At 42.9% G+C, this 13220-nt stretch carries 10 protein-coding genes; 3 read left to right on the plus strand and 7 right to left on the minus strand.

What is annotated here, in order from left to right; all coding sequences use genetic code 11:
* Positions 1–77 precede the first annotated feature (77 nt).
* The 3 genes from GTQ38_RS07615 to GTQ38_RS07625 are packed head-to-tail and all read left to right on the plus strand — an operon-like array spanning position 78 to position 1441.
* Positions 78–407 (plus strand): ArsR/SmtB family transcription factor, encoded by a 330-nt coding sequence (locus tag GTQ38_RS07615; RefSeq protein ID WP_161434901.1) that lies wholly within the window; start codon positions 78–80, stop codon positions 405–407.
* Positions 408–419: 12 nt separating this feature from the next.
* Complete coding sequence (locus GTQ38_RS07620; protein ID WP_161434902.1) at positions 420–860, plus strand: SRPBCC family protein; 441 nt, start codon at positions 420–422, stop codon at positions 858–860.
* 53 nt (positions 861–913) lie between these two features.
* Entirely contained in the window at positions 914–1441 is a 528-nt protein-coding gene (locus GTQ38_RS07625; protein WP_161434903.1) for an SRPBCC family protein, read from the plus strand.
* 99 nt (positions 1442–1540) lie between these two features.
* On the opposite strand, the gene GTQ38_RS07630 is transcribed toward GTQ38_RS07625, so the two are convergent.
* The 7 genes from GTQ38_RS07630 to GTQ38_RS07660 form a co-directional block, all read right to left on the minus strand.
* Entirely contained in the window at positions 1541–2401 is an 861-nt protein-coding gene (locus GTQ38_RS07630) for an AraC family transcriptional regulator (protein ID WP_161434904.1), read from the minus strand.
* A 76-nt stretch (positions 2402–2477) separates the two neighbouring features.
* Positions 2478–3785: a lactonase family protein gene (locus GTQ38_RS07635; RefSeq protein ID WP_238857850.1), complete on the minus strand. Its 1308-nt coding sequence runs from the start codon at positions 3783–3785 to the stop codon at positions 2478–2480.
* A gap of 222 nt (positions 3786–4007) precedes the next feature.
* Positions 4008–4649, minus strand: coding sequence for a hypothetical protein (locus GTQ38_RS07640; protein WP_161434905.1), 642 nt, complete (start codon positions 4647–4649; stop codon positions 4008–4010).
* Between the two features lie 21 nt (positions 4650–4670).
* A complete protein-coding gene (locus GTQ38_RS07645) occupies positions 4671–5321 on the minus strand; it encodes a hypothetical protein (protein ID WP_161434906.1) in 651 nt (216 codons plus the stop codon).
* Between the two features lie 240 nt (positions 5322–5561).
* Entirely contained in the window at positions 5562–6182 is a 621-nt protein-coding gene (locus tag GTQ38_RS21115; RefSeq protein ID WP_161434907.1) for a collagen-like triple helix repeat-containing protein, read from the minus strand.
* Positions 6183–6286: 104 nt separating this feature from the next.
* The gene (locus GTQ38_RS07655) at positions 6287–10111 is read right to left on the minus strand and encodes a hybrid sensor histidine kinase/response regulator transcription factor (RefSeq protein ID WP_161434908.1); all 3825 of its coding nucleotides are present in this window, start codon (positions 10109–10111) and stop codon (positions 6287–6289) included.
* 579 nt (positions 10112–10690) lie between these two features.
* On the minus strand, positions 10691–13141 hold the full coding sequence (locus GTQ38_RS07660; protein WP_161434909.1) for an outer membrane beta-barrel family protein: 2451 nt from the start codon (positions 13139–13141) through the stop codon (positions 10691–10693).
* Between the last annotated feature and the right edge of the window lie 79 nt (positions 13142–13220).

Here is a 13220-nt window from a genome sequence, read left to right on the forward strand (position 1 = left end):
ACTTCAAAATTTGCGCAAGTAAAAACTTGCGTTTATATTTGCAAGCAAACACTTGCATAAATTTAGGCCAATTGTTTATGAGAAGAGATGTATTTAATGCTATAGCCGACCCAACAAGGAGGAGTATACTGATGTCCCTGACCAAGGAGTCCCAGAATGTAAATGCCCTGGCCGACAGGTTTGATATCACCAGGCAAGCGGTATCCCTTCATATCAAATACCTTCAGCAGTGCGGTGTAATAACTGTAAAAAAGGAAGGTCGCGAACGCTATTGTAAGCTGGAGGCCCAAAAACTATCGGAAGTGGCTGATTGGTTAGAGCCATTCAGGAAAATGTGGACCGGAAAATTCAATCAACTGGAGGATTTACTGGACGAATTGCAATCCAAACCTCGTAAGGAACCCTAAAAGCCAAATTAAATGGAAGAAAAACCACTGATCTTAGAACGAGAATTCAATGCGCCAATAGAATTGGTTTGGCGTGCAATTACCGAAAAGGAGTTAATGAAAAAATGGTATTTCGATATCTCTGATTTTAAACCGCAGGTAGGCTGCAAGTTTCATTTTGAAGGAGGTCAGGAAGACAAATGTTATGTGCATTTGTGTGAGGTACTTGAAGTAATACCCCTTAAGAAACTCAAGTATTCCTGGCGCTACGAAGGGTACGAAGGGATTTCTTTTGTAACCTTTGAATTGTTTTCCGATGGAGAGAAAACCAAAGTGAAGCTGATCCATGAAGGTATTGAAACATTTACAAACCCGGATTTTATCCGAGACAACTTTGTTGGGGGTTGGAATTACCTGATTCACGAATCCTTAAAGGCATACCTGGAAGAAGGCAAAGCGCTAAGGTACTGGTAATTAATGCTTCAATAAGTTCTAAAAAACCAAAACAGAGAATAAATACCACCATTATGAAATACTTAGTTTACATCTTAGCAATAATTGCCATCCTGTTTATCGCATTTTTACTGGCAGGATTCATCAAATCCAAAGTGTCTTACAACTGTGAAATAATGGTCAATAAGCCAGTGGCCGAGTCCTGGGCGGTCACCCAGGATGAAGAGAAATTGTCCGCCTGGTTGCCGGGATTTCAGAAGATTGAGCATATCAGTGGCAGCCCGGGAACTGTAGGGGCCGTGTCTGATGTATATTTTGAAAATGACGGAAAACAAATGACTATCCGGGAAACCATTACGGAAATAGTGCCGAACGAGTCCATATCGATGTCTTATGAGTCCGACTTTATGAATATGGATTACAAAATGGCCATGACTTCCGTAGATGGAAAAACAAAGATCTCATCGAGCACTACTGCCGCAGGAAATGGAGTGTTTTCCAGGTCCATGATGGCTTTTATTGGCGGTACCTTCAAATCGCAGGAGGAAACAAATCTTACCAAGCTCAAAAAAACGATTGAGCAAAACACAAAGAATTATTAATATAACCTTCTTATACCTTAAGCCATAAAATAAAAGAACCCTGACAGTATCGTCAGGGTTCGCTAACTTTCGTTGGCAGATCATTGCCCCTCAGTGCAATTACAACTGCAAGGTATGGGACGGGAGATATCCAAAATAGGATTTGTATGACTTACTGAAATGGGAGTAGTCTTCAAAACCGACATCCAAATAGATTTCCGTAGGTCTTTTTGCCGTATGCACGATGAGTTCCCTCGCGGTTTGCAGCCTTTTTTCCTTTATCCATTTAAAGGGTGAGGTTCCAAAAACTTCCTGGAATTCCCTTTTAAAGCCTGAAAGACTTCGCCCGGATAATTGAGCCAGTTCCTGAAGACCGATTTTTTTGATGTACATGTTTTCCATGAAAAGCTTTAAGTCAACTTTAGCTGGAATGGCCATGTGGAACAAAAACTCAGGTAAGGTTTTGGTGTTGTTGGAAAGGTTCAATAGTATTTCGAACGTTTTTACCCTGAAAAGCTCCTTACTGGTTTTGGCTGCATTCCTGATGTAGGGTCTCATGGATTGAAAGGCTGCATTTAGAAGATCCTCGGCCTGAAATATCACGTAAGGCCTCGCTAACTTCTGCCAAGGTTTACTGAAGCTGTGATTTTGAAGGAACTCCAGTAGAAACTCATCCTTGAGGAAAAACAATATACTTTGGTAGGGAGAACCCACTTTTTGATATTTCAGTATCGTATGTTTAGGGATCAGAATGGATTGCCCCGGTAGCAATTCAAGACTTCTTCCTTCTATGATCAGCTTACAAGAACCGGAAGATACATGTAGGATTTCGTGTTGGGTTGTATAACCCACGCCTCTTACTTCGTGCTGGCCGTCATGACAACTCTCAAGTATGGTCAGATCATCAAGCTCCACTATTTCATGGTTCTCGAGATGGTTCTTGAACTGCTGAGGCATGACAAAAGTATCCAAAACTTCCATAGTCCTATTCCAGATATATTTCAAAAATAATCAAGATGTCCGGGGTACTTTCCATAGTGGAGCAAATTAGTCTCTATTATCTGATGAGTACCATAGAGTGAGCGCCTCTTGCCACCGGAACGCTGTGGTTAGTATTTACCAAAAAAGGTATCTCCCCGGCTTGTTTAACAACCCGCCAAAAATCGATTCTACCTCCCTTTTCGGCATCGTCAAAACTGTCGAATACGGCAACGGCCAGATAATTGTCCGAGGCATCAAAGACAACTGCTTCGGGCAGTATTCCCTGAAAATAATGATCAGCAAGATGGTTGAGTTTTCCGGTCTCTTTGTCAATCGAAAGCAGGGAGAGGGAACTGTACCAGGTGATACGTGGTTCTGCATCATTGATCCCATATGGCAGGTAACTCCTTTCCAAATTAGTGGTAACCAACAATGAGCCATCATGGCTTATTGAAAAACCCTCTGGACTTATGCCGGCTTCTGCCGTCGATATATTGGAATGCAATACTTTCCCATCCTGGGGTTGGTTATCAAAACGGATGCTATTCAGCTGCCCTCTGGGAGCTTCTATCCAGGTGCCGTCCACATCCGGTCCCCAGTAAAGACAAGTTGTAATATAATGACTTCCATCCGGGGTGAAATCTCCTTTCATGGGGAATTTCCCGGTTCCGACAACATTTCCATGAGCCTCAACAGCAGGTTCTTCGGAGGAAAAGTCTACCCTTATAAAGGCAATTTGGTTGGCATTTTGCATGACCGCGGCCAGAAATTTACCTGATGGGTGCCAATCAATTTCGTTTGCGGCAGTTTCCGGATCCACATTGGGAATGCTGTAGGTGAATACCTTGCCCAGTTTTCCATTCTCGAAAGGAATTAGCCCCAGATTCTGGTTACCATTGCTGTAATAACCGATAGCCAGCCATTCTCCATTGGGGCTTACGGAAACCCCTACAGGTCGCTCTCCAATGTCTTTTGTTTCCAATAACTTAGGATTCTTAAGGTCGCTGACATCAAAAACGGACAACAGTCTGCCAATGCTAAAGTCATTAAAAGTGGTGCCACCCTCGGAGGGTGGTGTAAAGGTTTCAACCACAAAGGCATATTTGCCATCTGGAGAAACCGCTACTGAACATGGCGGACCAGCTACTGAATTGGTGGCGAAGGTTTCATAAGACTTCCATTCTTTATAGTTTCCGTTCAACGGAATCAAACTAATCGCATCCTTTCCATCCGCTTCTCCCAACTTTCCATCTACATAAGCAGATGAAACCATGTCGGCATCCGAAACGGAAACCAGGGCCTTACCTTTAAAATCCAAAGGAGCCATCCTATCCTGGGCAAAGGCCACCTGCCCTAAAACCATAATTAATACAAGTATTCTCATTATTCAAAATGTTTTATAGATATGGGTCCAAATGTAGTGGAGTGGGCCTGGATTTACTGGTCACTGAAGACCAAAAAAAGGTCTGTGGAGCCCAAAGCGCACAGACCTTAATTGCGTTTTTAAGGGAGGAATCTTTTCCGTAACAATAATAAGTAATTCACTATGCAATATCTGGACTGTTTTTTCGTGGAAGAATACTTCATATTGTAGCCATATTTTTGATTACTGCGCTTTTAGCGTTACCGCAAATGTGCCAACAGAGCCGGCAAATTGGTTGCCTACTGAGAATTTACCCTCAATCTTAGGCCCTACCTTTGAATCAATTAATTCACCTTCTATCCAATACGTAAGCATCTCGTCAGGGTTGGGATATTCTCCGCTAACTTGATTCTCTTCCATATTCCATGTGCCCGGTACTTCTCTGGTTACCAACCCGTAGCTGATCAGCAAGCCCGAGCCGTTTTGAGAAAAATTCAGATCGAGATCTCTGGTTGTTAGCTCCAAAGTGGAGCTTCCGCTAAAATTTCCCTCAAACATGTTTTCAATGGAAATCATTTTAGAGCTAATACCTCCGTTATTAAATGCTATTACCTGGATCTCGGAAACACCCAATGGTAAGGTCTTATCCCAGGAAATAACACCGGTTTGCGGGTTTATGTCTACGCCCTGGTTAGAACCCTGAAGGCCAAACTGACCAATATCACCGTGCCAATCTACTACGGGTGGGGCGCTGTTGCCCTCAACATAGAAAATGGCGCTTAGGTTTTCATAATCGAATTGGGGGGGACTAACATTGCTGTCATCCGATTTAGAGCAGGAACAAAAGATCACTAATAACAGTAAGCCTGACAATAAGTTTCGCATTATGACATTCATTTTTAAAGGTTATTCTATTAGATCTGCCCTGAAATTCTCTGTTGGCAGCAACTCACCAAGCTCGAAACCCATTACTCCTTCTATATAGGCCTCTTCATTGGTATGAACGACGATCCCTTTGAGGAACCTTTGGTCAACCTCCTCTCCCTCAAAGAAAAAGAGGGCGTTTATACTGTCTTTACTAATTTCCCAGAAACCTTCTACAGAAGTACTGAAGTGTTCATAAGAGCAACTTCCTTCCGGATTAAATTTCAGGTTTATAAAGATCGGTTCTCCTTCCACGAGGATGAAAGTGTCAAAGAGCCCCTTAAACTCTCCGTGAAACAAATGCTCTATCTCCAGAAATGCTGAAGTGGATCCGGCATTGTTAAAAGCCAGGACTTCAATGACATTCAGACCTGTAGGCAGGGTTTTTTTCCATGAAACAATTCCGGAATTGCTGTCTATGGAGATGCCTTTGACTGCATTTTTAATTCCAAACCGCCCTTTGTTGCCATTCCAGTTGACCATTGGTGGGGCACTGCTCCCGGCGGTATAGAAGGGTGTGATAACCTCTTCGGAAAATCTAAGCTCTGGTGGGGAAATCTCATCATCAGATTTAGAACATGCCAGAGACATCCAAAGAAGCAGGCCGGTGTAAAAGATATTTGAAGATTTCATTGGATTTATACTTATATGACTCGAAATGATATTTAACAATGAACTGTGTATTAATAGCTTTCCACATCAGGAGTAAGCCCCTTATTCCTGTGTAATTTTTCTGATCTTCTCGTTTCCACCATCGGCCACGTAAAGGTTGGCTTTCGATTTTAGAGCGGCCCCATAAGGAAAATCAAATTGGGTAGCAATTGCTGATTTTAACGAACTCGGCTTAGGAGGAGTTAGCAGACTTTTTTTGGCTTAATCCTCAAGCTCAAAAAGCGTTTTTATCTCTTCATAGGACATTTCCCCGTAGTCCTGGGAATTGGAAGACTTAGAAGTTGCAGTTGTACCCCCCGGAATCAATACATATCTGAATGCTTCGAAAAAAGGGCTTCCGGCGGCTTGTCCCTCTTCGTTTGCGGCCACAATAATATCCAGTTCACCGGCTTGTTCAGCCCGGAAATAATAAGACTGCTGGCGCGCTACACCAAATACAATTGGCAGGGGATAAACATCCGTATCTCCGGTAATGGCGTTGGGATTTGAACGCCCGAATACCATAACTACTCCTTGTTGTATAATCTCATCGGTCATTTCCGGAGCGTTTATCGTAAATGTTGCTGAAGTTGTTATGATATCGTCAGCGAATTCAGAATCTATCCATCCGGAATACATAACATTCGCCGTGCCGGGCTCCCCCTGCTCTCCTTGTTCACCTTGTGCTCCTGGTTCACCGGCTGCTCCGGTAGGCCCCTGTTCTCCCTGAGGTCCCTGTGGCCCGATAGCGCCATCTTCTCCATCCTTAGCGCAGCTTCCCGGGAAAATAAGTGTAAAGGAGAAAAATAATATAGTCGCTACCTTTTTTTCTAATGCTTTCATAATACATCATTTTAAGAATTAATATCTCAAATGTATCGTGCTAGCAGATGAGGTGGGTGATGGTATGTAACAAAGTGGTCACAATATGTAACCCAGGTTGTAAATTATTGATATACAATAGATTGAAGATATTCCGAGGGTGTTTTTTTGAAGGTTTCCTTAAAGCACTTCATAAAATAACGAGGAGTGTTGAACCCTACGGTATAGGCCACTTCGCTAATGGTCAGATCGGATGACTTAAGAAGGTTGATGGCCTGATTTAAACGTTGAGAACGTATAAAGGCTGAGGTGGACAAACCTGTATAGGCCAATAACTTTCTGTGCAGTTGCATTCTGCTCATGCCTGCTTTCTGGCTAAAGGATTCAGCGTTGAATTCAGGATCGGTAAGATATTCATCAAGAATTTGCTGTACCCTATTTAGGAAGGCTTCATCACCCGGGGTTATGGCAATATCTTTTGGTTTTAATACAAACTCCTTTCTGTACCTGTCCCGGAGTTTCTTTCGAACAGTGACCAGATTGGCAATCCGCTGCCTTAGGACCTTTATTTTGAATGGCTTGGTGATATAGTCATCAGCACCCGAAGTCAGGCCTTTGAGTTCAAATTCTTCGCCCATACTGGCCGTTAACAGGATAATTGGAATGTGACTGGTACGCTGATCTTTTTTAAGCACATCACATAGATCTATTCCGTTTAGTAAGGGCATTCTTATATCAGATAATATGATATCAGGTATGCGGGAAGTAGCAAGCTCCATTCCGGTTTTTCCGTTTTGGGCTTCCAGAATTCTATATTCCTTCTCTAGGGCTGATTTGATAAAACTTCGTATCTCATCGTGATCCTCAATGATCAGCAGTATTGGAAGCTCTGCATTAAGACCATTAAGATGGCCTTCATTTTCTGTGTAAATCCTGGAAACACGACCCTTTTCAGTGTTAAGCTCAGAGGTTTCCACTATCCATTCTTGCTTAAAAGCGCTCTTGTTAACCGGCATTTCTATGCGAAATTCCAGGATATCGTCCTGCTCGCGCCTCAACGCTATTTTACCGCCGTAAACTTTAACTAGTTCTCTTACCAGGGATAGACCTATGCCCATTCCTTCCGAGTAGTCGTTGTGTTGATAAAAACGATCAAACAGTTTTTCCAGGGGTAATTCTGAAGCATCCCTGGCGGTGTTCCTGACGCTGAAATAGACACGGTCCGCCTTTTTCCAGGCTGAAAAACAACACAACCCATTCGGGGAGGTATACTTGAAGGCATTGGAAAGAAGATTGGTTATAATCTTTTCAATTACATCTTCATCATACCAGGCCAGTCCAATACCGGTAATCTCCGCTTCGTATCGCAAATTTTTGGTTTGGGCGCTGAATTGAAAAGAGCTGGAAATAGTCTGTAAAAGAAGACCTAAATTACCTTCACTGATCTTCATATTGAGTTTGCCATCCTCTAATTTGGCAAGCTCCAAAAGCTGATCGACCAGGCAACTTAGGCGATTGGCGTTTCGCTGGACCAGCGAAAAGTTTGATCGATCAAATTCCGATAAATTACCCTCTAGTAAAGAACTGTCTATTGGGCCGGAGATCAAGGTAAGCGGAGTTTTGAATTCATGGGCAATTTCAGTGTAAAGCCTGGACTTCATGTCATGAAGCTTTTTTAGTCGCCGTGCATTCTCCTGGCTTATTTTCAAATTGAGTTTCATATTCCATCTCCATTTCGCGTAAACATGCAAGCCAAATACGACAGAGCAGAGCAACAGCACGTACAGTATTTTGGCAATGGTACTTAGGTACCAAGGAGGTTTAATATAGATCCTTAGAGTAGTACTTTCCTGATTGCTTGTCATACCATATGGCACAGCTTTTACTTTTAAAGTGTGATTTCCATAGGGAACATTGGTGAAATAAGCGGTCTGTAGATCGGTGGTTCTCCACTCATCATCGTCCAATGCGTAGAGATAGCGAATATTTTCAGGAGAGCTAAAGTCTAATGCGGAGAAACGAACTGAAAAATCGTTCTGATTAGAAGCGAGATAAAGCTCCTTTATAAAAGGGGCAGTAAGGGGCGCTATATGGCTTTTGTCTTCGGCATTGTTGATCTGGATTTTGGATATAAGGGGACGCGGATTGCTTTTAACCGAAAAAGTCTGTGAAAGATCTATTTTTTGGATCCCTTCGTTTGTCCCAAAATACATCAGATCCTCGACTTGGTCATAGAACCCCGAACCAAAAAGAAAAGCGTTGGAGATCAGGCCATCGTTTGTGGTAAAATGCCTCATGGTCTTAGTAACTTCGTTAAAGACATAGATACCATCACTAATGGTGGTGATCCAAAGGTTCTGATCCGAGTCTATCTGCAAGTCCATCACTTTCTTGTCGAATACCTTACCCTGATATTCTAATTTGGCAAATCCGTTGCTATCCTCAAGGTATCGTACCACTCCAAATTCAGTACCAAACCACATTTGGCCTTTTTCGTCCTCTACTGTACTCAGAATAATATCGGAACTGATGGAATTCAGCGCTTTCTTTGAGTTTCTAAAGCCGGTAATTTCCGGACTTACCGTGTTCTTGTCTATGGCTGAAATATCTTTGATTGAATACAAACCATAACCTGCGGTAATGACCCAAAGCCGGTCCCTGGAATCGATTAGGATATCAATTATTTTGGCCTCACCGTTCTTGGACCCTGTGTTTAGTGGGATGAATTTGAGCAATTTTCCCTGCTCGTCCAGCAGGTGAAGCCCCATCCAGGAACCTACCCATAAACGGCCTTTTCTATCTTTAGCAAGTCCATAGACCACCAACTTTTTATCAAACATTGTGGATATAGGAATGGTGACATTTGGACTGTCATCCACCACTTTGTAGATCTCTTCCATGGCCGAACTGGCCATGATGCTTTCTCCTTCATCAAATAAGGCGGTGATACCCCTATCTTGTATGATATGTAGAACACTATTATCCTCTACCTTAAAAAGGCCCTTGGCGCCACCCAGATAAATAGAACCTTTGTGTTTTATAATTCTCCTTGCATGAAGTTCAATTGGATTCTGCAGAAAAGCTTTCTCTTGTTTTCGCTCTTTATATAGACCCTTGTCCGTTCCTACCCAGAGGTTTCCCTGTGAATCGGCAAAAACGGTCTTGATCTGCCTGTTGGTGGTATCTATGTCCGTGCTTACTTTTGTTAGTTCAAACCGGGTAGTATTCAGTTTAAAAAGGGAAGTGCCTGAGGCCAGGAAATAGCCCCCTTTGGTATCCGCAGCAATACTCACGACTGTTTCGTCTATGGCAATCTGTCTGTCTATTTTATTCTCCTTATACAGAATAAGATTGTCTTTCAGCCCTACTACAAGGCCCACAGATGGAATGTATTCCAGCAGCTGAATAGTTGAATCGAAGGTATGGACCAGAATTTTAGTTTCGGATCCAAGACTTTGGCGATATAGATGTTGATTATCCGTTAGCCAAAGGAAATCTTCTGAGGCAGCGATGTTCGATTTAAAAGTTCCATATCCCAGGTTTCTCCTCGAGCCCGTAAAGAAGTTGTAAACCTGGAAGCCTTCCTCTGTAGCGGATAGTAAGTATTTATCATTTACGGAAATTGCCTTAAAAACAATATTTCCTGAAGAAACATCGGGCTCTTCAAGAGCAAAGTTGGCAAAGCTCATTTTGTGGGGTGAAAACTTTGTTAAGCCGCCCCCATGCGTTCCAATCCAAAGACTATTATCAGGATCAGCAACTATTGTACGGACCCAATTAGCCATAAGGGATTCAGTTTCCCTGGGAGAATTTCGGAGAATCTCAAAGCTGTAGCCGTCATATCGGTGCAAACCGTCTTGGGTGCCTACCCAAATAAATCCTTTAGCGTCTTGAGTAATGCAGGATATCCAGCTGTTATTCATGCCATTTTCGATCTTCGCAAACGACATTTTTGGGCTCTTTTGCCCGTGAAGCGTTGGGCAATAGTGCAACAAGACCTGAAAAAACAAAAAAACTTTTAGAAGGTTTGTATTTAAAATGGCTATTCTGAACACCACGGGGCCAATTGGGTAAATCCACGGCCTGTTTAAGCTTAAAAAAACTTAAAATGTCCGGAGGTTTACCACTGTTTCTGTTACCAATAAAGCGTTTGATAGACTGTAAATCAAGACAATATGTGTTAACGGATAAGTTTTTTGTGTATTTGTCTCTAAATGCACTGTCGCTTGATCTTTCTCATACTTTATACTATCTGGAACAGATTCAAATAAAAGAACCCTGACAGAATCGTCAGGGTTGCCTGGATTGCCAGATGAAATGGATATTCATCAGCAATTTCTTTCATATTAGCCTATCAATGATAGCTTTGGCGTTTTGGTACATCCAAAATTGCAAGAGGAAACTTATATTTCTTGTATTTGGTGATATAAAATAAAAGAACCCTGACAGAATCGTCAGGGTTCCTTGGATTGACGGGCGAAATGGAAGTCAACCAACCAATCCTTCCAAATTACCCTATCAATTCACCCTTATAATATTCCACCACTACCTTGCTTGGTGTTGCTGTCTCTTCTTTTCCGTTGCGCCTTCCTGTTCTTGCCACTTCCAAAGCGGTAAGAAAGTCCGGTATAAACCGTCTGGCTTTCCCAGTTGAATACCCCTGATTGTACATAGGGACGATCTCCGTCGAAACCAAATTGCATCGTATTGAAAATATCGTTGTAATTCACGCTAAAGGTCCCCTTGCCCTGTGCAAAGCTGTATCGTGCCCCCAGGTTCACAAAATACATGGGGTCAACTTCAAACTGCAGGTTTTGGTTTCGCCCCCTGTAGAATCCGAACAATTGGATGGTCAGCTTTTTGGTAGCCTTAAAACTGTTGTTCATTCTCAGGTTCCATGCTGTGTTATCTACATTGACCCTTTCGGTTATGATGTCGTCTTCTGTTGCCGTACCAACTACCCCCTGCAAGGTTTCAGTAACCCCTCTTTGCGTTTGTGAAAAGAGATCAAAACTTCCGTTAATACTCCACCATTTGGTGGGCCTGTAGTTGGTAGAGAACTCAAATCCGTAGGCTGAGGTATTATCAAAATTATCAAAGGTCAGAATGATCTTGTTCAGGTCTAATCGATCAATATAAACAGCCCTGTTGATCTCATCCTTGATCCTTCTGTAGAACACTCCTGCTGTGATACTCCCATTTTTAAGCCTTCTGGTATAATTGGCCTCTACGGAATTGGTAAACTGGGGTACCAGACTTGGATTTCCAAAGGAAGAAATAAGCGGAGTGGCCCATTCCCTGATCGGGTTTACCTGGGACAATCCAGGCCTGTCTACCCTTCGGCTCACACTGAGCTGAAACTGATTCTTTTCACTCGGTCTGTAAGTGATAAAACCTGAAGGATATATTTGGGTATATTCGTCGGTAAAGGCCCTTACCTGGTTCGTATCTGCTTTTACAGTTACGTCTTCTACCCTTACACCTAACTGGTACGACCATTTTTCATAGTTCTGTCCAAAGGTGGCGTAGGCGGAATAAATATCCATTCCATAGATAAAATCCGTACTGGGCGTAGGGATGAGATCCCCACTGGAATTAAAAGACAGCCCCGTTGAGGTGTAATCCACTTCGGTTTCAAAGGTTCTGGATTCCAGGCCGGCTTCCAGCTTTGAGATGGAATCCAAGGGGTTTACATAATCCAGGTTGATAAAGGTCTGATCCCTTCGTGTATCCACAAAATCCTTGTAATCCGGGAACAGTGTGGCGCCTGTAGACTGAAAGTCCGCGTCTTCGTCGTTCTCAAAACGATTGTGATCAATTTCCAGCTCAATATTGTGCCCTTCTTTTTTGAATTCCAGTTTATAATCAAAATTATACTGCTGGCTGGAATTGTCCTGATCGCTCCTGAAGAGCTGGTTTGTATTTCGGGCCATATCGTTGTTATAGGTCACCCTGGTCTCACCAAGTGTTGTACCGTTATATAAATTCTGGTTGGTAAAGAAGGAAATGGTGTTCTTTTCGTTGAGATAAAAATCGATACCAACTTTAAATAGATGGGATTGGTTGTTGTCCAGGAATCCAAAGTCCTGAAGCGAGTTCTCATCCGCTCTGAATATGTTTCCGTTGTTTACATATTTCCCGACATTATTCCCGTAGTTGCCGTATAGGTTTACCTTTCCGTTCCGGTAATTCAGGTCTATGGTACTGTTGAATTTCGCTTCAATATCGACGGTCAGCCCTGTACTGATATTACCGTTGAACCCGATATTCGCATTTTTGTGAAGTACAATATTGATGATACCGCTCATCCCTTCCGGATTGTATTTAGCGGAGGGGTTGGTAATCAACTCTATGGACTTGATAGAGGTAGAAGGAATCTGTCTGAGTAATTGAGCTACGGGTACGTTGGAGAGCTTTCCATCTACCATCACCCTTACGTTGGAATTTCCACGGAGGGTAAGTTCTCCGGTCTGGGAGTCCACATTGACAGAGGGAATATTGTTCATGATATCCGATGCCGTGGCCCCGGCTGTTGTCAGGTCTTTGCCCACGTTGATCACCTTACGGTCTATTTTCTGTTCAATAGTGGTTCTTTCAGCTACCACATCCACCCCGCTGAGTTCTTCGGCCTCTTCTTCAAGGGATATTACCCCGAGGTCTAATTTCCTGTTGCTCTTGGTGATCCGTATTTGTGTGGAATAGGTCTTAAACCCAATAAACTGCACCTCAAAGGTGAAATCTCCTTCAGGTATCTTCTTTACCTCAAAACTACCGTCCTCCGTGGTTATTCCTCCGGTAATGGTGCTGTTATCCTCAGTGGACTTAATGACGATGGCGGCGTAAGCTACGGGTTGTTTTAACGTCTTATCAATGACCTTTCCCGTGACGCTGCCAATACGTAAGTCGGAGGGGTCTGTTAAGGGTGTGGCCTTCAATGCGCCGCTCAGCAGAAGGGCGCAAAGTAAAAGAGCTTTGCTCATGTCGTTCGTTTTTGATTGATTGATTGATGTTAACTACTGGACGACAAAGGGCCATATATGTTACCATATCCCGGTTTTT

It is taken from the genome of Poritiphilus flavus, from assembly GCF_009901585.1.
Classification (GTDB): domain Bacteria; phylum Bacteroidota; class Bacteroidia; order Flavobacteriales; family Flavobacteriaceae; genus Poritiphilus; species Poritiphilus flavus.